This window comes from Breoghania sp., assembly GCF_963674635.1.
GTDB lineage: Bacteria > Pseudomonadota > Alphaproteobacteria > Rhizobiales > Stappiaceae > Breoghania.
Window position 1 is genome coordinate 1,810,221 of the sequence record NZ_OY771475.1, and the last position, 24,331, is coordinate 1,834,551.

At 61.9% G+C, this 24,331-nt stretch carries 20 protein-coding genes; 4 read left to right on the forward strand and 16 right to left on the reverse strand.

Going from position 1 to position 24,331, the window contains the following annotated elements:
- Nucleotides 1-112 precede the first annotated feature (112 nt).
- The 8 genes from ABGM93_RS07950 to ABGM93_RS07985 form a co-directional block, all read right to left on the reverse strand.
- The gene (locus ABGM93_RS07950; protein WP_321505088.1) at nucleotides 113-1,672 is read right to left on the reverse strand and encodes a Do family serine endopeptidase; all 1,560 of its coding nucleotides are present in this window, start codon (nucleotides 1,670-1,672) and stop codon (nucleotides 113-115) included.
- Between the two features lie 166 nt (nucleotides 1,673-1,838).
- A complete protein-coding gene (locus tag ABGM93_RS07955) occupies nucleotides 1,839-2,486 on the reverse strand; it encodes a hypothetical protein (protein ID WP_321505090.1) in 648 nt (215 codons plus the stop codon).
- Entirely contained in the window at nucleotides 2,407-2,886 is a 480-nt protein-coding gene (locus tag ABGM93_RS07960; protein ID WP_321505782.1) for a cytochrome c-type biogenesis protein, read from the reverse strand. The genes ABGM93_RS07955 and ABGM93_RS07960 overlap by 80 nt, the downstream gene beginning before the upstream one ends.
- A 92-nt stretch (nucleotides 2,887-2,978) precedes the next feature.
- Nucleotides 2,979-4,961 carry a heme lyase CcmF/NrfE family subunit gene (locus ABGM93_RS07965; RefSeq protein WP_321505092.1) on the reverse strand — a complete coding sequence of 661 codons (1,983 nt, stop codon included), beginning with the start codon at nucleotides 4,959-4,961 and terminating at the stop codon, nucleotides 2,979-2,981.
- A gap of 95 nt (nucleotides 4,962-5,056) precedes the next feature.
- Entirely contained in the window at nucleotides 5,057-5,566 is a 510-nt protein-coding gene (gene ccmE / locus ABGM93_RS07970; protein WP_319772313.1) for a cytochrome c maturation protein CcmE, read from the reverse strand.
- A gap of 122 nt (nucleotides 5,567-5,688) precedes the next feature.
- The gene (gene ccmI / locus ABGM93_RS07975) at nucleotides 5,689-6,864 is read right to left on the reverse strand and encodes a c-type cytochrome biogenesis protein CcmI (protein WP_321505094.1); all 1,176 of its coding nucleotides are present in this window, start codon (nucleotides 6,862-6,864) and stop codon (nucleotides 5,689-5,691) included.
- Between the two features lie 418 nt (nucleotides 6,865-7,282).
- On the reverse strand, nucleotides 7,283-8,746 hold the full coding sequence (locus tag ABGM93_RS07980) for a hypothetical protein (protein WP_321505096.1): 1,464 nt from the start codon (nucleotides 8,744-8,746) through the stop codon (nucleotides 7,283-7,285).
- Nucleotides 8,747-9,068: 322 nt separating this feature from the next.
- Nucleotides 9,069-9,536 (reverse strand): RT0821/Lpp0805 family surface protein, encoded by a 468-nt coding sequence (locus ABGM93_RS07985; RefSeq protein ID WP_321505101.1) that lies wholly within the window; start codon nucleotides 9,534-9,536, stop codon nucleotides 9,069-9,071.
- Nucleotides 9,537-10,025: 489 nt separating this feature from the next.
- Between ABGM93_RS07985 and hutW the strand changes: the two genes are divergently transcribed.
- Both hutW and hutX read left to right on the forward strand, forming a co-directional pair.
- On the forward strand, nucleotides 10,026-11,408 hold the full coding sequence (gene hutW / locus ABGM93_RS07990; RefSeq protein ID WP_321505103.1) for a heme anaerobic degradation radical SAM methyltransferase ChuW/HutW: 1,383 nt from the start codon (nucleotides 10,026-10,028) through the stop codon (nucleotides 11,406-11,408).
- Nucleotides 11,409-11,482: 74 nt separating this feature from the next.
- On the forward strand, nucleotides 11,483-11,998 hold the full coding sequence (hutX, locus tag ABGM93_RS07995) for a heme utilization cystosolic carrier protein HutX (RefSeq protein WP_321505105.1): 516 nt from the start codon (nucleotides 11,483-11,485) through the stop codon (nucleotides 11,996-11,998).
- 3 nt (nucleotides 11,999-12,001) lie between these two features.
- On the opposite strand, the gene ABGM93_RS08000 is transcribed toward hutX, so the two are convergent.
- The 5 genes from ABGM93_RS08000 to ABGM93_RS08020 all read right to left on the reverse strand — a co-directional run bounded on the left by ABGM93_RS08000 (nucleotide 12,002) and on the right by ABGM93_RS08020 (nucleotide 16,111).
- Nucleotides 12,002-13,498 carry an ATP-binding protein gene (locus tag ABGM93_RS08000; protein ID WP_321505106.1) on the reverse strand — a complete coding sequence of 499 codons (1,497 nt, stop codon included), beginning with the start codon at nucleotides 13,496-13,498 and terminating at the stop codon, nucleotides 12,002-12,004.
- A gap of 2 nt (nucleotides 13,499-13,500) precedes the next feature.
- Nucleotides 13,501-14,205: a response regulator transcription factor gene (locus ABGM93_RS08005; RefSeq protein WP_321505108.1), complete on the reverse strand. Its 705-nt coding sequence runs from the start codon at nucleotides 14,203-14,205 to the stop codon at nucleotides 13,501-13,503.
- A 73-nt stretch (nucleotides 14,206-14,278) separates the two neighbouring features.
- Entirely contained in the window at nucleotides 14,279-14,599 is a 321-nt protein-coding gene (locus tag ABGM93_RS08010) for a PepSY domain-containing protein (protein WP_321505110.1), read from the reverse strand.
- 61 nt (nucleotides 14,600-14,660) lie between these two features.
- Nucleotides 14,661-15,188 carry a 3TM-type holin gene (locus ABGM93_RS08015; RefSeq protein WP_321505111.1) on the reverse strand — a complete coding sequence of 176 codons (528 nt, stop codon included), beginning with the start codon at nucleotides 15,186-15,188 and terminating at the stop codon, nucleotides 14,661-14,663.
- A 35-nt stretch (nucleotides 15,189-15,223) separates the two neighbouring features.
- Nucleotides 15,224-16,111 (reverse strand): peptidoglycan-binding protein, encoded by an 888-nt coding sequence (locus ABGM93_RS08020; RefSeq protein ID WP_321505113.1) that lies wholly within the window; start codon nucleotides 16,109-16,111, stop codon nucleotides 15,224-15,226.
- Nucleotides 16,112-16,269: 158 nt separating this feature from the next.
- Between ABGM93_RS08020 and ABGM93_RS08025 the strand changes: the two genes are divergently transcribed.
- On the forward strand, nucleotides 16,270-17,217 hold the full coding sequence (locus ABGM93_RS08025) for a hypothetical protein (protein WP_321505118.1): 948 nt from the start codon (nucleotides 16,270-16,272) through the stop codon (nucleotides 17,215-17,217).
- 143 nt (nucleotides 17,218-17,360) lie between these two features.
- Nucleotides 17,361-18,098: a hypothetical protein gene (locus tag ABGM93_RS08030; RefSeq protein WP_321505120.1), complete on the forward strand. Its 738-nt coding sequence runs from the start codon at nucleotides 17,361-17,363 to the stop codon at nucleotides 18,096-18,098.
- A gap of 144 nt (nucleotides 18,099-18,242) precedes the next feature.
- Here ABGM93_RS08030 and ABGM93_RS08035 read toward each other — a convergent pair whose 3' ends face one another.
- Genes ABGM93_RS08035 through ABGM93_RS08045 form a run of 3 tightly spaced genes read right to left on the reverse strand, consistent with a single transcriptional unit; the run spans nucleotide 18,243 to nucleotide 24,053 of the window.
- The gene (locus ABGM93_RS08035) at nucleotides 18,243-19,685 is read right to left on the reverse strand and encodes a DUF2793 domain-containing protein (RefSeq protein WP_321505122.1); all 1,443 of its coding nucleotides are present in this window, start codon (nucleotides 19,683-19,685) and stop codon (nucleotides 18,243-18,245) included.
- Nucleotides 19,678-23,595, reverse strand: coding sequence for a glycoside hydrolase/phage tail family protein (locus ABGM93_RS08040; protein ID WP_321505124.1), 3,918 nt, complete (start codon nucleotides 23,593-23,595; stop codon nucleotides 19,678-19,680). Before ABGM93_RS08040 ends, ABGM93_RS08035 begins: the two co-directional genes overlap by 8 nt.
- Nucleotides 23,595-24,053: an NlpC/P60 family protein gene (locus ABGM93_RS08045; protein ID WP_321505126.1), complete on the reverse strand. Its 459-nt coding sequence runs from the start codon at nucleotides 24,051-24,053 to the stop codon at nucleotides 23,595-23,597. The genes ABGM93_RS08040 and ABGM93_RS08045 overlap by 1 nt, the downstream gene beginning before the upstream one ends.
- Between the last annotated feature and the right edge of the window lie 278 nt (nucleotides 24,054-24,331).

Below are 24,331 nucleotides of genomic sequence, written 5' to 3' on the forward strand. Positions count from 1 at the left end.
CAGAAGAAAACACGGCGGCGGGTTGTGAGAACCCGCCGCCGCTGATTGGCCGGAACAGATTTCGGGGGCGACTAATAAACAATCTGTCCGGCCAGATCGCGTTTGACGGGGGTCAGCCGTCCGTCTTGAGCGACAGCGCCACGAAGCGCATGGTGTCATTGTGCTGGACACGCATCAGAACCGCCTTGCGACCATTCTCGCGGGCCTTCTTGGCCTCAGCCGCCACGTCCTCGGGCGTGTCGACCTTGATGCCGCCGACCTCCATGATCACATCACCGGCCTGAAGGCCCTTGCCAGCCGCCGGTCCATCCGGATCCACGCTGCCGATCACGACACCGTCGGTATCCAGCCCCGCATCGCGGGCATTGGCAAGCTCAAGACCCAGCGTGGACAGCGTGTTGCTGGCATCGCCACTGTCGGCCGACGCGACCTGCGTCTTCTCAGGCATCTTGCCGAGTTCGACAGAAACGGTTTTCTTCTCACCGTCGCGCCACAGCCCGATATCGACCTTGGTGCCCGGCTCATAGCTGGCGATCATGCGGGCAAGAGCGCGCGGATCCTTTACCGGCTCTCCGTCCACCGAAACGATGGCGTCACCGGACTGGATGCCTGCGCCCTTGGCCGGGCCGGTATCCTGCGGGCTGGCGACAAGCGCCCCCATTGCCTTGGCCAGGCCGAGGCTGTCGGCGATATCCTGCGAGATCGGCTGGATCTGGACGCCGAGCCAGCCGCGCACCACATGGCCGTCATCCTTCAGCTCCGAAATCACCCGCTTGGCGGTTTCAGCCGGAATGGCGAAGGCGATGCCGACATTGCCGCCCGACGGGGAATAGATGGCAGCGTTGATGCCGATCACCTCGCCGCGGGTATTGAAGGCCGGGCCACCGGAGTTGCCGTGATTGATCGGGGCGTCGATCTGGATGAAATCGTCATAGGGGCCAGCGCCGATATCACGGCCGCGGGCAGAGACGATGCCCGCGGTGACCGATCCGCCGAGACCGAAGGGATTGCCAACGGCCACAACCCACTCGCCGACCATCGGCGCATCGGCTGCGAAATCGACATAGGTGAACTTGGCATCGTCGGCGTCGACCTTGAGAAGGGCAAGATCGGTGCGCTCGTCAGCGCCGATCAGGCGGGCATCATATTCGGTGCCATCGTCCATCTTGACGGTGAACTTGTCGCCACCTTCGACCACGTGCTGGTTGGTGACGATGTAGCCATCATCGGAAATGAAGAAGCCCGAGCCCTGCGCCATGCCATAGCGGCGCTTGCCATGCGGCCCGCCGCGCTTCTCGCCGTGGCGGTCCGGGCGTTCGTTCCAGAAGCGCTTGAAGGGGTGGTTGGGCGGCAGATTGCGGAAGAAGTCCGGCATGTCGCGGCCACCGAAACCGAAGCTCCAGCCGGGACCATTGTCAGCCACCGGCTTCACCTCGGAGCGCACGATCACGGACACCACGGCGGGCTGCACGGCCTTGACGACGCCGGAGAAATCGGCGGGCCCGGCATTCTTGACGTGAACGGGATCGGCGAAAGCGTGCTGGCCGAAGGGGATGAGCGTCTGAGCGGTCAGACCACCGGCAAGCGTCAAGGCAAGCGCGCCCGCCATCAGCTTGGAGCGGCGCGAGCGAAGGATGCCGGAGGGGGCCTTCTTGTCGTTACGAGCGGTCATCTTTGGCGTACTCCGAATTTTGAAATCTCTGAGAGCCGAGCGAACAGGGGAAGAATTCGCTCCGTGCTTGATCGTCAATATGGAGCAGGCCGGATTACAGACGCCTTTCGGGAGGATTAAACATCGGTAATGTGGGAAAAGGATCACGGGTCGGGTGGACGCCCGGCTACAGGCAGGGATGCCTGACCGGCAACCGCGGGACGGAGAGCTTTTTCTCCAGTTCACGCTGATCAAGAAGCCCCGGCAGGAACATCCGGGCGTTATCGAGCATCGGTGTGGCGCACGAGGTTTTGTTGTTCATTCGGCCTGCGATGACAGCCTCATAAACGCCTCGCGCCCGCTCCGCGGAAACCGGCGGATAGGCGTTTTGAGCGTAGAACCCAAGCAGCCGGGTGCGCTGCGCGGCGAAGCGCGCCGTCTGGTCTTTGTCCATCAGCTGCGGACAATGACGGCTAAGAGCGTCGATCTCGATGAAACCAGCCACCAGGCATCCCACCCCGCCCTTCGGGTCGAAACCGACATAGTTGTCTTCCCGACGGACGATCTTCACGCCGTCCGGCAAGGTCAGGGTCGTGTCGTTTTTCAGGCCGGGCGTGATGCGGTCGGGATACTTGTCGAAAAGCGCGGCATAATCATTGAGGCCAAGGGGATCGGCGGAAACCGGCTTCCCGGCGACGGCGAGGAAAAAGGCCAAGGCAAGGGCGCCGGCAGAAACCGCTTTTTCCAGGCGCATCTCACCCCTCTCGCATGATCCGGTCGAGTTCGGCTTTTTCCGCTGCGCTGAGAGGTACGGCGCCCGGCGCTTCTGCGGCATGTTTCTGGCGACGGCGGAAATTCACGAACATCACCAGAGCCCCCAGAATCAAGACCCCGATCGGCCCAAACCACAAAAGCAGGGTCTTCACTTCCAGACGCGGCTTGAGCAGCACGAACTCGCCATAGCGCGCGACGAGATAATCCTGAACTTCCTCGTCCGTATCGCCCGCCGTCAGGCGCTCGCGCACAAGAAGGCGCAGATCGCGGGCAAGGTCGGCATTCGATTCATCGATGGACTCGTTCTGGCAGACCATGCAGCGCAGACCTTCGGAAAGCTTGCGGGCACGGGCCTCAAGCTTCGGGTCCTTCAGCATTTCATCCGGCTGCACGGCCAGGGCCTGCGTGCTGGCAAAAAGCGTCACACCGCCCGCGCCGGCAAACACGCCGGCCCAGGCCATCACCGCGATGGCGGCAGCCACCAACATTGCGCGCGCCTTGTGCCCGAAAGACCTCATCAAAAATTGCTCCTGCTTCACGGTGAAGCCTAATCCTATTCTGCGGGGATCGCTGCTGCGGCATTGTGCGCGCGCTTGGGTGCGCCCACGCGAAGGCGCCTGTCGCTCAAGGACAGCAGACCACCCAGAACCATCACAAGCGAGCCAAGCCAGATCAGCGTGACCAGCGGCTTGTCATAGGCGCGAACAACAACCGCGCCCCCCTCCTTCGGCTCGCCCAGCGACACATAGATCTGGCTGAAGCCGAAGGTCTTGATATCGGCCTCGGTCGTCGGCATCTGGCGCGTCGTGTAGAACCGCTTGGACGGCGCCATTGTGGCCACCTGCTTGCCGTCTCTGGACAGAACGAAATGGCCGGTGTCTTCCCGGTAATTGGACCCGGTGCCCGGCGTCAGGCCACGGAAGGTCAGCTCATAGGCACCGATCGGCTGCGTCTCGCCCGGCGCCATGACCGTGATCAGTTCCTTTTGCCAGGCGGTGACCACAACGATGCCGAGCACGGTGACACCCATGCCGAAATGGCCGAGCATCGTGCCCCAGGACGAGCGCGGAAGACCGGCCGCGCGGCGCACCGAATTGGCAAAGGGAACGGAGCCGAGCTTCGACCGCCAGATGATTTCGGCAACCGCACCAATCATCACCCAGGCCGCGATGCCGATCCCGATGGGCGCCATGACATTGGCAGCCCCCTTCCACCACAGCACCGCGAGCGCCAGCACGATGGCGAGTGCGAAGACCGCCATCAGACGTTGGCTGGCGGCGAGCAGATCGCCCCGTTTCCAGGCCAAAAACGGCCCGAAAGGCATCGCGATCAGCAGCGGGATCATCAATGGCCCGAAGGTCATGTTGAAGAAGGGCGCACCAACGGAGATCTTCGCGCCCGTGGTGACGTCGAGCGCCAGCGGATAGAGCGTGCCGACAAAGACCGCCGCACAGGCTGCCGTCAGAAACAGGTTGTTGAGGATCAGCGAGCCTTCGCGGCTGATCGGGGCGAACAGCCCGCCCTGTTTCAACATCGGTGCGCGATAGGCATAAAGCGTCAGCGACCCGCCGATGAAGAAGGCGAGAATGGCGAGGATGAACACGCCACGCGAGGGATCTGTGGCGAAGGCGTGGACGGAGGTGAGGACGCCGGAGCGCACGAGGAAAGTGCCCAGCAGCGACAGCGAGAAGGTCAGGATGGCGAGCAACACCGTCCAGACCTTCAGCGCATCGCGCTTTTCCATGACCAGCGCGGAGTGCAGCAGCGCGGTGCCTGCAAGCCAGGGCATGAAGGAAGCGTTTTCAACCGGATCCCAGAACCAGAACCCGCCCCAGCCGAGCTCGTAATAGGCCCAGTAGGACCCCATGGCGATGCCGAGCGTCAGGAAGATCCAGGCGATCAGGATCCAGGGCCGCACCCAGCGCGCCCAGGCCGCATCAATGCGCCCTTCCAGCAGGGCAGCGGCGGCGAAGGAGAAGGTGATGGAGAAGCCGACATAGCCCAGATAGAGCAGCGGCGGATGGATCGCGAGGCCGACATCCTGCAGAAGCGGATTGAGATCCTGCCCCTGCAGGGGAGGCGTGTCGATGCGCAGGAACGGATTGGACGTGAAAAGGATGAAGGCGAGGAAGGCGAGCGAGATCCAGCCCTGCACGCCCAGCACATTGGCCTTCAGGGTCGCCGGCATCGTGCGTCCGAACAGGGCCACCAGCGCGCCAAAGAGCGACAGGATCAACACCCACAGGAGCATCGACCCCTCGTGATTGCCCCAGACGCCGGAGATCTTGTAGATCAGCGGCTTGTCGGAATGCGAGTTCTGCCAGACATTCAGGACGGAAAAGTCGGACTGGAGATAGGCAACCGTCAGGGCGGCGAAGGACAGTGCCACCATCAGGAACTGCATTCCCGCGACCGGCGAGGCCACCGACATCAATCGCGGGTCCCGCGCCTGCGCGCCCCAGACCGGCACAACCGATTGGACCAGTGCAAGCGCAAGAGCGAGTGCAAGCGCATAGTGACCCAGTTCAACGATCATCGGATCCTTCTCCCCGGGCGTGACGCCCGATCCCGTTCGTGTCCGTCAAGCTTGCCCGTCGCGCCAGTCGATGTGATCGACCCAGCGACCGCAGCCTAGTTTGTCTTCGTGCCCGCGTCCGTCTCAGGCATCGCCTGGGAGGTCTTTTCGGCCTCGGCCTCGGCCCCATCACCGCCCATCTGCCATTCTCCGCTGGCCTTCAAGGCCTCCACGACCTCTTTCGGCATGTAATTTTCGTCGTGTTTCGCCAGCACCGTGTCGGCATGAAAGACACCGTCCGTGCCCACCGCGCCTTCGGCAACAACGCCCTGCCCCTCGCGGAATAGGTCAGGCAGGATGCCGGTATAGGTGGCCGCCAGATCATTGGCGCCATCCGTCACCACGAAGTGCACCGTCGTGCCCCCAGTCTTCGCTATGGAGCCTTCCTTGACCAGTCCGCCGAGACGAATACGCTGACCGACCGGCATGGCCTTCTCCGCCACATCGCTGGGCGACTGGAAGAAAACGATCTCGTCGTTCAACGCAAAGAGAATGAGACCGGCCGCCACGGCCAGAACTGCGCCGGCGCCGCCAATCATTGTCAATCGCCGCTGCTTGCGGGTCATCGCCATGCTCTTCGTTCCTCGTCCACCGGGCCAGCCTCACCGGGCCTGCCACCGTTCTTTTCTCAATACCGGCATTCCCTGAATACCGAAAACCGCAACGGACTTTTCCGTGACGCGCAGGTTCAGGTATCGAGCCCCAGCTGCGAGGCAACCGCATCGAGAGTGGTCAGCCCCTGCACATCGTCTTTCAGATTGGCGCGACCGCGCTTCAGCGCGGCAAGCGCCTCTTCCCGGCTGCCAATAACAACGAAGGCGCGCACGAGCCGGGCCCATTCATCTGCGCTGCCACCGTTTTCCGTCAGTCTCTCGTCCAGTTGGGAGACCATGCCACGGATCATCGCCTGACGGTCCTGGGCGCTCATCTCGCCAGCAGCCTGAACATCCGCAGCACTTGGCCCGCGCGCGGGCGCGTTGCCCCCGGCTGCCGCCATGGGCGGCATTTTCGTCTCAACCCCGAGATCGCGCAATTCGGACTGTGCGACAGGAACCCAGCCCTCGTTGCCATTCGCGTCTGCCAGAAGTGCGCGCCAGGCGGAAATGGCTTCTTCCTTGCGGCCTTCCTGCGTCAAACCCAAAGCCAGATAGAAACGGGGCTTGATCATCCCCGGCTCCATTGACAGTGCGCGATCGAAGGAATCCCGCGCCTCCTCGGTCACAGTGCCATTGTTGGCGGCCACGAGCGCCTCGCCGCGATTGGCCAGGCGTGCGGCATCCGCTCCGAGGATCCGCATCGCATTGGCATAGGCGCGTGCCGCGTCATCCGCACGCCCCAGGCGCATGTAGGCGGGCGCGATCACATCCCAGCCCTTCCCGTCCTCAGGCGCTGCGGCCAGGCGCTCCTCCACCTTGGCGACCATCGCCTGAAACTGCTGGAAGCCCTCGCCTTGCGGGATGCTTCGGGCCGACAGCGGATAGTCGGGCATGTCGGGAGAGCCCAGCGGGAGATAGAGACCCAGAGCAACGAGCGGTATGACGATAATCGTGGCGATAGCGGCGGCGCCCGTTGTGGAGGATTTTGCCGTCTTCGACGCGGGAGCGGCTTCCTTGTCGCTGCGCGCGGCACGAATAAGGCGCCGGGAGATTTCCGTGCGCGCCGATTCCGCCTCGTCTGGCGCAATCACACCATTTTCGAGATCGCGGTCGATCTCCGCCAACTGATCCTTGTAGATGGCAACATCAGGCCCGGACACCTGTTCCGCCTCCCCGGTTTCGGCAGGAGCGGCGTTGCGGGCCAGCGGAGCAAGAATCGCCAACGCGGCGGCAGCGGTCAGGACGGCGAACAGGAACCAGATCATCATGATTAGCGTGAATGCCTGCGGTTGGCTGGACTGAGCCGGGTCTGGATGATGGACCGGCGGGGCGGTCGGTCACATTAGAAGCCGATCATATTCGTCTATTTTCATATTAGAACAGCTCTACTCTACTATACCGCGCCCAGAATGGCGACATTGCGTCGTCGTTGCGTCACCTTCGCCCGGTGCTGCGGATTATTCCGCAGAAAACGGCGATGTTTAGGCCGGAAGCCATGCCCATGAAGGCCCCCAGGGGACACGGTGCGCATAACTGCCTGACCATCGTTAATATGGGAGCATGAAGCGGGCTGCAACCGCTTCGATCGGGCACGATGATCCCGACCGCGCCGGAAGGCCAGCGCTTCGCCCGATTGGCGACACCGGCATCGGCGAGCACGGTCCGTTTGGTGGTGGGAATGGCCGCTCAGCTTGCCAGCGGGCGCTTTTCGATATCCGGGATGGACGCACAGCGCTTCTTGAGGATCTCGACATAATCGTGGCCGAAGACGATGGACGCATAGGAGACGACACGCTCCAGCGAATCCTTCAGCGCCTCACGACGGGGGCCAACGGCATTTCGAAGCTCGTCCACGAGGCTCTTGCTGGCCATATCGAGCACCTGCTCGATTGCGCGACGCGACCGAATGACGGCATCGGAAACCCCAAGCAGATCGGGGTTCTTGCAGGCGATATAGAGAACACGCAACGTGCGATAGGCGATCGCGGCCGTCATAGGGTTCAGCTTGACCCGCCCGTCCTCATCGGGTTCAGGAACCTCCAGGGCAGCATGCACCTGACGATGCGCGGCGGAAATCTCGCGCGCGATGATCTCCGCCATGTCGCGGTTGATCTCGACCATCTCATTGCGCCATTGGCTGACTTCGCGCAAATCGATGCCTGTACGCAATTCGCGCAGCTGATCATGGTAGCGCGAGATGGCGACCACGACCGCTTCGCTCTGCCATTCCACACCGTGGTCCGTGTCGGAGGTGTCGGTTTCATCCGAAGCGCCCCGCGCCATCAGCACATAGCGGCGCAACTCGCTGAGAGCGATATCAACCATGCCGGCATAGAGGCTCGAATGGATCGTCTGCGGCTTTGCGATACCTGCGGCTCCGGCGGCCATGCGCACAAGCAGCACAGGGTCGTCACAGCGCCACAACAGGATCGAGGATATCCAGCCGACATATTCCGGATGCGCTTCCACGACATTGCGGATCGCATCGACGACCTGCTCGCGTGCCTTGGCCGCATCGGCGACGGCAAAGCTGCGTCGGGTGAGCACAGGGGGCAACTGTGCGGAAAACCCTTCCAGAACCGGATCGGCTTTCAAGATGCCGTAAATATCGGAAAACTCGTTCAGTACCGGCTCACCGCCGACGCGGTAGGCGACGCGCTGGCGCGCGACGCCCGGCCCTTCGGCCTCGTCCAGAACATCCGCAATCGCGGAAACGACCAGGCCGCGCAGGCGTTCGGAAGTCCGCGCCACGACTTCCGCGTCATAGTCTTCCTTGGCCAGCAGTTCCTGCGCCTCTGCGATGCTCTCCGGCATCACGTCGCGGTCAAGCCAGATCCACATGGCATCAAGGGTCGAACGCAGGATGCGGCCCGGCAGTTTGCGCGGCAGCTGTTCGGTGATCAGGAATGGTTCCAGCGGCAGGAAAACGGCCCGCTTGAGAAGATTGCGTCGATGGGCGCGCGGCTGGGTGTCGAAGGCCCGCTTGCGCAGAAGCGGGCGCGCTGCTTCGAGAATGAGTTCGAACTGGGGATCCAGATCGCCACGTTCGCGCGAGGCCTCCAGATTCCGGATCAGCATGTCACAGGCATTGCGCGACAGCGCTCCCAGATAGGAACGAACCTTCAATGTCATGAGGCTCTGATCAACCATCTCGCTGTCCGAATCAAAAGCGCGCCGCCCTTCGGCAGCGCCATTACGTCAACTCACCCCCGTCCAGCGCATGATTGCGCACGCTCGCCATGCGGTCGGGCGATGTAACTCCGCTTCAGACTGATGGAAATCGTTTAACTAAACCTTTCGCTAACCGTGAAATCCGCTCCGGCATTTTCGCCAATCGGCGACATCGCGCCCAAAGCTCGCCTCGTTTGCCAGAACCATCTTGCAAGGCCCGCAAGAAAAAGGGCGACCCGAGGGCCGCCCTTTGCATGGATATGCGCATTCGGATGCAATCCGGCCAACCGGGCGAGCCCGATCAGTTCACCGGGCGCCAGGTGCCATCCGGCTGACGGCAAGCGGTGCCGCGGGCGACTTCCGGACGACCATCGATATAGATGGTGTGGGTGTAGTCACGGCAATCGGCGTTGTTGATGGCATAGGCCGGGCCCGGCACGACTTCACCGTGGTGACCGCTATCGGGATTGCGCCACTGCACCGGCTGACCGGACTGCGAATACTCAAGCGCACGGTACTGCGCGTTGTAGGCTTCGCGCTGATCGCGCTCATCGAGCGAGCGACCGATTTCCTGACCGATCAGCGCACCAATGACCGCACCTGCGGCGGTGGCTGCAGCCGCGCCGCTGCCCGCGCCGAACTGGCTGCCAATGACGCCACCGGCCACCGCACCGGCGACCGTGCCAATTCCTTCCTTCGGGCCGGTATTGGTGCAACCGACCAGCCCCAGTCCGGCCAAAACCACGACCGCAACCTTCAAAATTCGCATGTTCGTCCCCATTCATTAGCACGCGTTCCGGGCCGCCCGTTCAAGACCCAAGCCCGTCCGGCGCCGACACCAGTCACAGCGATTGCCGATCACTTTTCTCTGGTGGTCATTCTTAACCAAGAATTACAGCGCGATCGTTAACGCACCGTCTCGCCGGATCTCGTCGCCTTGCGAGTTCACACAGGTTTGTGGCCAAAGTGCGCCGTTGCGGGATCACGACAAACGCGTATGGCGTGCCGTTTGTTGTTCGCGGGCGGAACGGGGTGCTCTGGCGTCCAGAGCCGATACCGTCGATCGCGTTTCCCCTCCCCTGTCCCTGCCGACCGGTGCGGGTGCGGCAAAACGGCATCCAATTGAGACTTTCCATAAACTTGAGTTTTTAATACACGTTTTATTGCGCAACCTCGGCAAGCCATCCGCCAGTCGTTTCTTGCCATTCAGTCCGGCCATCCCGGTGGCCAGCCCGTTGCCGCGATCACGAGACGTTCCATGTCCCCGACACCGACCGCCCCTGCCGACAAACCCGCGCTGCGGGTCCAGGATCTTTTTGCCCAGACCGGCGGCGATCCCTTTTCCAATGCCTTTGCTCGGAAAACCGCGATCCATCCGCGCACAACCGCACGCCCTGTCGCAGCTCAGGATATGGACGCGACCTGGGAGGTGATCAGGAAGGAGCCGCGCACCGGCAAGTCGGTTGCCTATCTGCACATTCCGTTTTGTGAAAACCACTGTCTTTTCTGCGGCTTCTACCAGAACCCCTGGCGCACAGAGCATTCGCGCAATTATGCAGACGCCATCATTCGGGAGCTGGAAACGGGCAAGCATGATCCCGCGCAGGCGCACGGACCGATCCATGCGGTCTATTTTGGCGGCGGGACTCCAACCGCGCTCGATGCGTCGGATCTGACGCGCATCATCGAGGCCGTGCGCGAAAATCTGCCGCTTGCCCCCGATTGCGAGATCACCATAGAGGGGCGGATCTACAGCTTCGGGATCGACAAGGCGCGCGCCTGTTTCGAGGCAGGCGCCAACCGGATATCGCTGGGCGTCCAGACCTTCGACACGCAGCTGAGGCGGCGCATGGGCCGGAAGGTCTCTGGCGAGGAGGCGATGGCATTCCTGCGAGAGCTGAGCGCGCTGGAGCAGGGTGCGATCGTCATCGATCTGATCTTCGGCTTTCCCGGACAGACACAGGAGATGTGGGCGCGGGACGTGGAAACGGCGGCGAGCCTCGATCTGGACGGTGTCGATCTCTACGCGCTGAACCTGCTGCCAAACAGCCCGCTCGCCCTTTCCATCGCCAAGGGCAAGCTTGCCCCCCAGCCTGCCCAGAGCGAAATGGGCCACTATTATCGCCTCGGCCACGAGATCCTTGCCGGGCGGGGGTGGGAGGCGATTTCAACCAGTCACTGGCGGCGTACGACCCGCGAGCGCAATCTCTACAATCTGCTGGTGAAATCCGGCGCGAACTGCCTCGCCTATGGTGCCGGCGCGGGGGGAACCCTCGGCAATGTTTCCTATCGTCTTGAAAGCCGCCTCGATACCTATCTCAAGGCCGTGCATTCCGGCCGCAAGCCCCATGGGTTCATGATGTATGCGCCGACAAGCTTCGACTTTCTCAAGGAGTTGAAGGCCCAGATGGAGGTGGGGATGCTGCATGTCGAGCGCCTGCAGGATGCGCTCGCCAGCCATCATTTCAAGACGCCGGCCGGTCAGATCCGCCCGCTCTTCGACCAGTGGCAGGAAAGCGGCCTGCTGGAACAATCGAACGGATGGGCAAGGCTCACCACGGCAGGTCGGTTCTGGCAGACAACCATGACCCAGAGCCTGCTGCACTGGATCCAGCAAAACGCCCCGGCCCGCGCCGCCTGACGTTCCGTTCCCGATCAATCGCAAACGTCGCCAGCGCATGTTGCGCCCGATCATGACACATGGAAGGACCATTCATGTTTGCCATCCCCTCCGAACTCCAGGCTCACATCCGCACACGTCTTGCCGAAGACCCCGGCGCGGTGATCGATCATGTCGCCCGCGATCTGGGCACAACGCCCGCCGCTGTCATCCGATGCCTGCCGCCCGAGGAAGCGCGCGTTGTCGATGGGGGGCTTTTCGAGGACGTGATGCTGGCCTGCGCGGAATGGGGCGAGATGACCATGATCGTTCACACGGACGACGTGATCCTGGAGGCGAAGGGCTGCATACCGCGCGGAAAGAAGGCGCACGGTCATTACAACCTGCACGGCGCACCCATCGGCGGTCATTTCAAGTATGAAAACTGCGCCATGATTGCCTTCGTCTCGCGCAAGCTCTTCACCAGCGACACCCGCTCCATCCAGTTCTTCAACAAGGATGGCGGCTGCATGTTCAAGATCTATCTGGGTCGGGACGAACAGCGAAACCTGCGTAGCGATCAGGTGGCACATTTCGAGGCGCTGCGCGACCGGCTGGCGGACGCCGGATAAGGCTCAGGCTTCCTCGCTGGCGGCAGGCAGATCCAGACGTGTCTGCAGGCCGCCAAGCGTTGCCTCATCGAGCGAGAGACGGCCGCCATAGAGCCCGGCCAGCTCCGAGACGATGGAAAGGCCAAGCCCGGATCCCGGTACGGTCTCATCGAGACGCTTGCCGCGCTTGACCGCCAGCTTGCGTTCTTCCTCGCTCAGCCCCGGCCCATCATCTTCCACCACAAATGCAAGCCTTGGGCGCGCGCCACGTTCGTCCTCCACCTGCCAGACGGACAGGCTGACGACGGAGTTCGCCCATTTGCACGCGTTGTCGAGGAGATTGCCGAGCATCTCCTCCAGATCCTGACGCTCGCCGCGAAAGCGCAGGGCGGACGGAACATCGGCGACGATATCGAGACCGCTCGCACCATGGATCTTGCCCATGGCACGCACCAGCCGTTCGGCGACGGGCGCGACGTCGGTCGCCACGCCGATCACGCGGCGTTGCGCGGCCATGCTGGCACGGTCGAGATGGTGCTCGATCTGGGTGCGCATGATGGCGGATTGCTCGGCCACCTTTTCCGCCAAAGGCCCCCTGGCCGCCCGCGCCTCGTTCGTGATCACCGAAAGCGGGGTTTTCAGAGCATGGGCCAAATTGCCGACATGTCCGCGCGCGCGTTCCACGGTTTCCCTGTTCACCGCGATGAGCGCGTTCAGCTCCATGGCAAGCGGGGCCAGTTCGCTTGGCAGGTCCTCGTCGATCTTTTCCGCGTCCCCGCGCCGTACGGCAGCAAATGACGCGCGCAACCGGTCGAGCGGGCGTGTGCCGATTTTCACCTGCAACAGAACCGCGCCGAAGAGCCCCAGCGCGAATACCGAAAGCGTGATCGCCACCTGCCGCGCGAACTTGGAGATTTCATGGCTGAGCGCGGAGGTTTCGCCCGCCACCGCCACCACGTAGCCGCGGTCCGGGCCGAAGGAAATCACGCGCTGGCTGACACGGACCTCCTCGCCCCCCGGACCGGTTGCGTAGTCGCGCCACACGCCATCCTTGGCGAAAACCTCCGGCAATGAGAGCGTGTCGCCCAGAAGGGAGGGAGAAGCGAAAAGAACATCGCCGGTGGCCTTGTCGGTCACGGTCCAGTACCAGCCCGAAAGCGGCACCCGGAACCGCGGTTCTCCCGGCAGATCGATGCTGGCCGATGAGAGATCGGTTCCCTCGGCGACATTGACGTCTGCTTGACCGGGTTGCGTTCCCTGCCCGTCCGGGCGGTCTTCCGTGATGCCCTGTTCGCCGCCAGAGACACTGTCCCCACCTGCGACAGCCTCCTGACGATCGGTTACACCGGCCAGCGCGCCGATCACCACGGTCACATAGAAGTCGATGCGCTCGTCGAAAGCCCGCTCCCCGGCAGCCCGGTAGAGCTGCACCAGAACGATGCCCGCGATCAACAGGGAGACGACCGACCACACGGCTGCTGCAAGCAGCATGCGCAGGGTCAGGGAGCGAATACGTTTCACCGCTATGCGCTCTCGCCACGAGCGGTTTCGCTGTCCGATCCCGGAGCGTCCGGATCGTTCAGACGGTATCCGAGCCCGCGAACAGTCTCGATTACATCGGTGTCGAGCTTCTTGCGCAACCGCCCGATGAACACCTCGATGGTGTTGGAATCACGATCGAAGTCCTGATCGTAGAGATGTTCGGTCAGTTCCGTGCGCGAGACGATGCGACCGGTATGGTGCATCATATAGGCAAGCAGGCGGTATTCATGGGACGTGAGTTTGATGAGGCTGCCCTTGCAGGTCACGCGCGAGGTGCGTGTATCGAGCCGCACCTCCCCGCAGACAAGTTCGTTGCTGGCATGCCCGGCCGCCCGCCGCAACAAGGCGCGCAGGCGGGCAAGGACTTCCTCGATGTGGAAGGGCTTTGCGACATAATCATCCGCCCCCGCATCGATGCCCGCCACCTTGTCCGACCAGCGATCGCGGGCCGTCAGCAGCAGCACCGGCATGGTGCGACCATCGCCGCGCCATGTCTCAAGGACCGTAAGCCCGTCCATCTTCGGCAGGCCGATATCAAGCACCACCGCATCGTAGGGTTCGGTATCACCGAGGAAATGCCCATCCTCGCCGTCCGTGGCCGTATCGACCGCGTAACCGGCCTCCTTCAGGGCTTCCACGAGCTGACGGTTGAGATCGGGATCATCCTCGACAACGAGCAGCCGCACGGCGCATCTCCTTGGTTTCTGCTTGCGGCCCCGGTCGGTTTTCGGGCCGATATCCTTTCACCGGTTCGCCCGGTCAACGTCGCATCAAGATCTGGCCGGTTCTTGCATCGATGACCAGATGCTCGACCCGCGCGCCTTTCAGCACATCGACCAGATAAACCAGTCCGCCGGAGCGCCGGCACAATTCGGCACGAACGATCTGGCCGCCACCGATGCCACGCATGATGGCGCCCAGAGGTTTCGCCTGTCCGGCACTGACCGCGCCACGCATCTCGCCGCCGTTCAGGCAGCCTGCGCCTGCCACAGACGGCGCGACGACAAACAGCGCGCCCACCAATGCGAGCACGCAAACCGATATCCGCATTTTCAGGCCCTTGGCCGCACAGTGATTCATGATCGCCAAACCTAAGGGTATGAGCGTGAACGGCACATGAATGATACCACGCGATGACCCGTCAAGCCTGACCGGCCCGTTTTTCCGCCGAGCGTTGCCAGACATAGACGCCGAGAACGGAGGCGCCCATCCCGTAAAAGGCGATGAGGAAGCCCGAGATCGCCGCCAGCGCATTGATCGCTGCGACATCTCCGCGCCAAAGCGCGCGCACCAGGGTCAAGGCCAGGGCCACGAAACAGAGCGCGTAGCCCAGCCCGAAGATCGGACGCCAGGTTCTCTGCAACAGGCCGGTGGCGCGCCCCTCTTCGCGCATGGTGGCATTGACGTTGGCGAGCATGTCCGCCCACTCGTCCCGCCGTTCGATTTCCACGGCCCGGATGGCATTCGCGGTGGTCTCCGGGTCGATGCGATAGGCCTCTTTGATGGCTTGCGGCGAAGCGCTTGTCGAAAGACGTGCTGCCAGCGCATCGATGACCGCCTGCCCCGCCTCGCCCAGCTGTCCGCCCGTGTGTTGCGAAACGAGACGTTTGAGAAGCGGCGCGCCCACTTCCGCCAGAATGGGAACGAGCAAAGCAATCGGAAAAGCCATGGGAGGCTCCTTCTTTCCATTCAGAGAGAACAGGATCAAAGCCGCGAGATCAGCACCCGCCATTCATCGCGATAGCGCCATGCAATGAGGATCGCGACAAGCAGCGCGACGACAAGCGCGCCGCCCGACACAAGGAACCAAAGGTCAAAGGCGCTTGTGACGTCAGCATCTGTGGAGGCGACCACCGCCGCCCCACCTGCACACACAGCACCGCTCGTGGCCTGCAGGCTCGCCTGTCGGGCCTTGAGCGCCCGCGCAAGCGCCGCCCGCGTCGCCGGACCTGCGATGCCGTCAACAGAAAGCTGGGGATGGGCTGCCTGAAAAGTGCGAATGGCGGCGATCGTCAGGGGGCCAGCTATCCCGTCGATCGCGCCGCGGTAGAGTTTCAGCGTGTGCAACTGACGCTGAAGGGTGGAGATCTCTTCCGCCGTATTCGGCGCAGCATGTCCACTGTCCGCGTCAGCGGCGTCCCCGCGCTTACCGCCGTATCGCCCGCGAAAGATGAGATCGGCTTCCGCGGCACGACGACGTTTAAGGCCCGGCCATGCGCGCCCCCCCGCCTTGATCCACTGCATCAGCGAGGTCTCTGCGCGTTCGGGTTGCCCCTTGCGATAATGCGCGACCCAGGAGGCATTATGGATACGCCCGGTATTGAAATCGAAGGACACCGCCCCGTCGAATGCGTGTTCAGCCTTGAAAGCGTCTGTCGCTTTCACCCGGCGTTCGAACCGGCGCAAATCCTGTTCAAGCTGGGCGAGGGCTTGTTCGCGGGTGATGGTCATGCCCGCCTTGGGCCGGATCCCGCCTGCCCGCGCCGTATGTCCAACCCCGATGGTCCAGACGCCGGCCACATCCCGATAGGCACGCAGCACAATGCCTTCGTGGGCGGCGACAAACGCCTTCCCCCGTTCACTCGTTTGCATAATTGAATCCTTATAGGCCGGAACAGCCCCCACAGACCGCTTAGTATTTTTAACTATTATTATAGTATAATATTTGTATTTCAATTACTCATAATATAGACTTTATCTTCTGAATGAGAATGAATACACACTTCTTATTTCCCTTTCAGGCGATTCTCATGGCGAACAATTTTTCCGACTATTCGTCATCGATCATTGACCGCGCCTGGGCTGGCCCTCGGGCGAAATGGATCGGCAGGGTGCCATCGATGATGGATGCCGAAGAAAACATGATGCTCTTTGAGATCACGCGGACATTTCCTCGCAAGATCGAGCACATCGTTGACGGGGGGGCGTTTCTGGGAGCCTCCACGGTCTGCTTTGGACAGGCTCTTTCCTGGCGTGAAAAAAGCACAGATGAGTCCTACGGACGAGAGGCGATCTATTCATACGACCTATTTGAGACCACCGATTATGTTCGCCACTTCGTCGAAGTGAATTTAAGCCGAAAAGCAAGCAATGACCCGGACTACCTGTTCCGGGAGTACATTCACAATGTTGGCGAGTTCATAAGATACACTTCCGTCATCAAAGGAGATGTCCGGAATTTTCCATGGAAAGACGATCAACAGATCGATATTCTGTTTCTTGATTTCCTCAATACCGAAAACATAAATGAATTTGCGATAACTAATTTCTTCCCGCACCTGATTGCTCAGGAGAGCATTGTCATACAGCAGGACTATTTCCACGAACTGGTTCCATGGATACCCTTGACCATGGAACTGATGTCGGATCACTTTGAACATCTGACAACTTGCTGCAGCAGTGCCCTGTTCAAGGTGATCAAACCCATTAAATCCGCCACCTCAGTCCAGATGGCAGACGAAGTCCGCTCCCTCTCGACGAGTGATAAGATAACGATCTTCGACAAGATACAGACCCGCTTCGCTGAACCGGGCAGGCGAGCCATGCTTGAACTATCAAAAATCAGGGCTGTTCTGGCAGACGGCGACATAGACCGTGCAAGGCACATCGCCGACGCGCTTTCGGCCGACTATCTCGCCTTGAAGTGGCCAGCAGAACTGTTGCGCAGGATGATGATTAACGCGCAGCCATCTCGTTAGGCTTCATGGTGCCCAGCGCTCGGGTTGCCCCTTGCGATGACAAGGCTACACAGTGTATTTACTTTCCCTACGGAATCTCCCCCAATTATTCCCATTCATATTCTAAGAGATTTGCGGAGTTTCACCCCATCATGATATCATTGATGTCCAGCGAGAAGCTCCGCATTAACTTACTTCCAGGCAAGAGAAAAACACTTTTTGTAGCTTTCACAGGAATACTACATGGTATAATGGGAGATCGACCCGGAGAATTTATAAAATCGACAAATAATAATGGCGAGTTCACCTCAATATACATATCAGATTTAAGTACATCATGGTACAACGATGAAGTCATACACGAATCTATAGTGCGCACCATTCGCGACATTCAGTCCAAATACGAAATCGAAGAAACTATTTTACTCGGAAATTCAATGGGTGGATACGGGGCCTTGCTTTTCTCGAGTGAGGTAAATGCCTCTTTGGTGATATCAATTGTGCCTCAATTCTCAGTTGACCCGAGCATTATACCATTTGATAAAAGGTGGTCCGTCTACCAGCAGAAAATTTCAAAATACCGCTCCGGGAATCTGAATGACCACATTAGCTCGCGCTGCCGCTACTTCGTGCTGGGCGCCGGTGAAGATCCGATTGACATGCAACATATCTCCATGATCAAGAATGGAATTAATATTACGACATTCATTGTAAAGGCCAAACACGATCTTGCCGCAAAACTTAAAAATTCAGGTTCATTGAGATCTTTTTTTGACATGTGCCGCAAGAACAATCCAAACGCAGCTCTTATGTTGCTACAGACTGTTTACGGACACGCGGAAATCATGCCCTCAGACACCGCGCGCGCGCCAGCCAGCTTCTCTAACAGTATCACGGATTAAAGCCATGCTTTCGCAGCTTCTCGTTGACCGATCTGAGAAAAAGCACCCAGACATGATTGTTTGGGCGCCAACGTGACATATTTCCAAAGGTGAATTCCAGTATTCCCCCGATTGCGTGCCTGGCGGTATCGTTCCTCGGTTATGTCAGCCACACCAGGCTTCCTCGCTCAATGCTCCTGCGACATCCCCCGGCAGATAGGTAGCTCCAGCTCCATTCACAAATACCGTGCCCCGCACACGAGCGAAGTACCGCTGTCCGGTCGCGTTGCCACTCCACACATTGTTCGGCAGGTAGACACAGCCCAAGGTGCTCGCGGCCGCAAATCGGGCCAGGAAGTTGGGGACCCCTGTCAGCGTGACTGTTCGCCCATAGACACTGATCAAGCCCCGCCCATCGGCATAGAAATGACATCCCCCACCGCCGATAATCGCGTAGTCGCCGATACCGTTGATCTCAGCTGAGCCGAGTGCATAGATATGCGCCTGGTTAAAGGCTGTGCCGACCTTGTCGAAGATGATGTTGCGAAAATCGAGGCGGCCGCTGTCCAGGTGGATACAGCGAGATATGCTGGTCGATCCGCCGATCTGAATGTGCCGAAGTTCCCATGTCCCGCGAATTCCCAGACCAAGAAACGCGGATCCAACCGAGGGCCTGACGATCACGTCAGAGGCGATGCCGCTGCGTCCCTGTATGAGGCACTTGCCGCCAATCAGGTCCTTCAGAACCACCATCTCCGCGTAGGTTCCTGCAGCCACCGAAATCGTGGCGGAGTGTCCGGCCAGATCGATCGCCGCCACTGCGTCGACACCACGCTGGATCGTGGCGAAAGCGGATCCAGCACTCATGCCGTCATTGGTATCGGCACCGGTCGCACCGTCCACATGGTAAGTGCGCGGTGCTTTCAGGGCCTCGCGCACCCCGGCGACACCGGAGGGGAACGACACAATACCGGTCGCGTGATCGATCTCCAGTGCGTCCATGTAGGTCGCGCCATCGGCGGAGACCTTCACCCGATAGTCGCCATCGCCAAAGAGGCCCGCCAGCGCGCGAGCCTGCCAGCCGACCTTGTAGGCATGCCCCGCATCCTTCACGTCGGCAGCCTTGTTCAGCGTCACCACCACATTTCCGGTGCCGGGCGTCACATCGTCGTGGGAGCAGATCACCTCATCGGATTTCACGGCAAGGCGCTGGGTCTCCGTGGCGGAGGTGCCAATACCAAGCCGAGGCAGATTCTGCAGGGCGAGTTGCGTGGCAAGGTCCACCCAGCCACCATTGGCGAATACAACAAACGTCTCCTCGTCGGCCACATGGGCCATAAGCCCCTCGAAAGCGTCATAAAAGCGCCAACCGCCGTCGATCATGGATGCGATCCGGCCCTCCTGCCCCGTCCAGTCGCCGGAAGCGGGACCAGCCACGAGATAGGCATCGCCATCGCTTTCCCCGCCTTGGGGCCCGGTGAGATCGCGGTCGAGCAGATTGAGCCCCACCCAAGTGTCGAGCAGAACGAGCGCCTCGTTATGGGTGACGTGTTTTGCCGATTGCGCCGCTTCCATCAGCGGCAGGGACAGGCGCGCAGTATCAGACATGAAGGGTGATCCTCCTCGGGGTTCCGGGACCAAAACTCGGCGAAATCTGACTGAGCGAGAGATGCAGCACGTCCGGCGGTGCGCCGAAGTCGCTCATCTGATCGGAGACGGGGTAGCTTGCTTGCGGATCGGAGACTGTGATTGTGCGAAGCGTCGTGCCGCCGGGGGCATCGAGGATATCCAGACGGTAGCTTTCCACCTCCTCCGCCAGAGGAACTTCCGCCTGTGCCCAGCTGTCGCCGCCAATCCGCGTCCGGCGCAGCCATGTGATCGTGATGTCGCCGGACGGCGCGCGCCGCGCCGTCACATGAACCGGCGCATAGGGGCGGAACTTGACACCCTCCACAGCAAACCGGAGCGAAGTGACCGCCTCATCGTCGAGGGCCCGACCAAGCGGAGCGACGCGCCAGTGAAGCGGCAGCGCGAGACGATCCAGTCCCACATCGATCAATGGCAGGGCTGCGTCGATCAGCACGAAGGAGGCGCGCGCCGATGCGCCCGCCGCCATGGCCGCATCGGTGCCCGCCTGGGCACGCAACAAGCCGCTCAGCCGCCATTCATTGACGCCCGTCAGTTCTGCCTGGGCGAATTGCACGACCTCCCAGCCGCCGTCATCACAACGGATGGCGGCAACATTCGCACCCGCCAGCACATCCAGTTCGGCACGAGAGGAAAGCGCACCGCCGTAAAGCCGGACATTGATGGTATTGACCCGATCCCAGCGCCCGGTTGGGCCGGGATAGAGCCTGGCCGAAAGCTCGCCCATGGTGGCGGGCTGGGTGATTTCGGCGACAGCCTCAAACCCTTCCCCGCTTGCCGAACGCCACACCGCCATGCCACCGAGCCATGGCCGTGCGAAGGCGGCCGCCCGAAAGGCCGTCGCCGACTCGTCTCCCTTCAGAAGCGGCAGGTCGAGGAACTCCACGGCGGGGGCTGCCGCCGCGCTTGGAAGCGCGGAGCGGCGCGCAAGGGATGCGGGTGGGCGTTCGCGCAGGAGATCGGGCGCGGCACTCACGCCCTCGATACGGCGCATCGCCCCATCCTCGATGCCGGAAATGCGGACGAGCTTTCCCTCAAGGCGAATGAGATCCCCCGGCTCCAGCGACAGGGCTTGCACACCGCCGGAGGGAGGAAGGGCGAGAGCATAGCGTTCGCGCCCCGCCCAGGCATCGCGAAGGCGGGCCTCCGCGGTCACTTGCATCAAACCGACATCGGCTGCGACATTCAGATCGGCGTCCGTGACACGACGGCTCCGGCCCGCAAGCCGCCGCGAGGCGACGGAGACACGGGCAAAATCCTGCAAGGGGTCGGTAAAGGTCAGTCTGACTTCCGCGGGCAACTCCGATTCCTGCGCCCGCGTGATGCTCACCAGCGCGGTTTCCGCATTGCTTTCGGCAAGGTCACCGCGCGAGAGCTCTAGTGGACGGGTAAGGCGCGAACGGAAGACAAGCGCGGTACCGGTATCGGCGACAACGAAGCCGAAGGTCTCGGCCAATTGTTCCAGCACCGCCCGCGCACTCGTTGGTCCCGGGATGACAAAACCGTCAGCGCCCCTGGCAGGCGCGGCAATATCGAGATCGTTCATCCCGACGCCGAAATCGGCGAGAATTTCCCGCAGAAGCCCGTCGAGATCGGCCCCGCCCAGCCGTCCGTTCAGCCAATGGCCGAGCTGCCAGTTCTCGCCATCCGACCAGCTGCCGAGATCGGCGGGAAAGGCGGGCCACGGACGCACGTCCCAGGCCCAGAGCTGGATGGCGCCGGCATCAACCATTCTCCCGCCATAGACAGGCGAGACCGGATTATCCCCCATACCGAAATCCGGATGATCGCCGGACCACCAGCTCAGGGATGCTTCCAGCGCCCGGCGCTGCTGGCCATCATCGCGCGCACCGTTGGAAAAGTGCGGCAGCGCACTCTCCGACGATTTCGGGTCGTAGAAGACATTGGGCTGGTTCGCCCCGCGGTCGATGGCGGGAAAGCCGAGTTCGGTCAACCATATGGGCTTTGATCGGGGCACCCAGCCAGTTGGCGTTGCCGCCTCCACCCCAGCACGGCGGTCGTGGTGGACATTCGACCACCAGCCCACCAGGTCTTTTGCCCGGTACACCCAGGGCTTGCCACGGGTTCCATCCGAGATGGCCGTGCGGATATTGGCGAGGCGATCCGCTTCGCTCTCGTAATACCAGTCGAAATACTCCCCGCCCGCAATACGTGAGCGCAGATAGGCCATGTCATATGGATCGAGCGCCCCGGCACTGTCCGCATGCTCCCCGTCACGCCAATCCGTCAGGGGCGCATAGAAGTCGATGCCGAGAAAATCGATATCGGAAGACGACCACAACGGATCGAGGTGAAAGGTGACATCGCCCGAGCCGTCGTCGGGGCGGTGACTGGCGAATTCCGACCAGTCGGCGGCGTAGGAGAGCGCGCAAGCCTCCCCCAGCACCGAACGCACATCGGCGGCGAGCGCAACTTGCGCATCGACAAAGGGATACCCGTCATCGGAGCGCACGGTCGTCAGCGCGCGCATTTCCGATCCGATCAGAAAGGCGTCCACCCCGCCCGCCGCCGCCGCCAGATGGGCGTAATGCAAGATGAAGCGCCGCCAGGACCATTCCGCCGGGCCGGAATAGGAAATGGTCAAGGGGCCCGCAGTGAAATCGCCGGGGGCTGCCGCCCCAACGAAATCCGCCACCTGCGAGGCCGCGTCCGCGGTCCCGTCCGGGCTTGAAGGCTGACCGGCTGCCGGGTGACAGGTGATGCGCCCGCGCCAGGGATAGGCCGCCTGCTCGCTGCCGCCGAAAGGATCGGCCAGACCATTGCTCTCCGGCACATCCATCAGCACGAAGGGATAGAGCGTTACCTTCAGTCCGCGCGCCTTCAGGTCCCGGATTGCGTCCATCACGCTCACATCGGCGGGCGTACCGCCATAGGCGGGCCGTCCGTCCTTTTGCGAGACGGCTTGCGCCTGTGGGCGGGCAAGACCACCCGAGGCCCAGATCACACCGGCGCTTCGGGTGACATGATCCTCCACCATGGGGCGGATCTGGCAGGTCCCGCAGCGCAGATCCGTGCCGAACCATGAAACCACCAGCGCCACACGTTCTAGATTGGGGCAAAGCGCCTGAAGCTCATCGAGCGAGGCTTCCCAGTCAGTTCCCGCATGGACGACATGACGATTGGCGAGCGCGCTTGTTCCGGCCCCCGCATTGAGCTTCACCTGCCTGCCCGCATAAACGAATTCACCCGCCCCGGGGATCAGGCAGACGGAACGCACCATCGGCTCAAGCCGTCCGACCGCGCGCACCACCTCCACGGCAATCTGCGGCAGGCGATTGCCAAAGCTTGTAAGCGGCAGACGCTCGAAAACGAGATAAGCCGTTCCGCGATAAGCCGGTGCGCGCGACGTGCCCTGTTTCGCCTCGATCAGCGGGTCCGGCTCCTGCGTTTCATCACCACGATACCGGCGGATCGTCAGGCGTGAGGTGTCGAGCAACTTGCCGTCCGCCCAGATCCGCCCGAAATGACTGACCGAACCTTCGCAAAGCGCCACGGCGAAATTGCCGTAATAGGAATAGCTGGTGACCTCTGTTGCGGAACCGCCCCCGCCCCCCTTGCCGCCCGATTGCTCCTCGCGTTTCACAACCTCCTCGAACCGGGTCGCCCAGATGACCTGCCCCGTCAGGCGAGAACGCCCGTAAAGGCGCGGGATGGACGCCCCTTGCGTGGAGGCTTGCACATCGAGATCGGCGAGCCTGGCGCCCTCGACACGGGTTTTTGAGCCGAAAAGCCGTTGGTCGATGGCCTGACCGGCAAGAGCGCCAGCCGTGCGCCCGATCAGGCCGCCGATCGGGCCGCCGATTGCCGTGCCGACCGCCTGGCCGATGGTGGAAAGGACAAGAGTAGCCATCACGCACTCACATTGGGAAAGCGGAAGACAAAGACGAGACGGCGACGCCACCAGCCGCCGAGCCGGGTTTCGGTGACTGAGGCCGCCTCATAGGCGTGGATGAAGGTGCCGGACGCACCGTCGCCGCTGGCAAGGATGCCGGTGTGCTTGGCGGGCGCGCCATGCGCAAAGCGGAAGAGCAACACGTCACCGGGACGTGCCGCCTCGATGGCGACCGGGTGAAGATGCGCTCTGGCGGCCGCCAACAATTGCTCGCGCCCGCCCGCTTCCGCCCAATCGGGCGTATAGGCGGGCATGGGGGCGGGCTCGCTCCCGTGAAAGGCGCGCCAGACGCCGCGAATGAGGCCGAGGCAATCCGCGCCCACGCCTTTCAGCGATGCCTGATGGCGATAGGGCGTGGCGAGCCAGTCCCGCGCCTCGGCAACGAGGGCGGCCCGCGTGTAGCTGAGCTGTGTCATGGGATGCCGGATCTGCTGGAGGAAGGGCGGGAACGGGAGCGACCGGAGTGTGGGGTTCGGCCAGAGTGTCGTTAGGCCAGAGTGTGGGGCCTATCCTTCGAGACGGCCCTATCGGGCCTCCTCAGGATGACGTTGTGGGTGTGGCGGGTCTCCTCGGGATGACGTCGTGGGTGTGACGGACTTCCCAGATGCCGAAAACCATCAACACGGGAACGTCATCCTGAGGAGGTCGCAAAGCGACCGTCTCGAAGGATCGGCCACGTCGCATATTCCCGCTC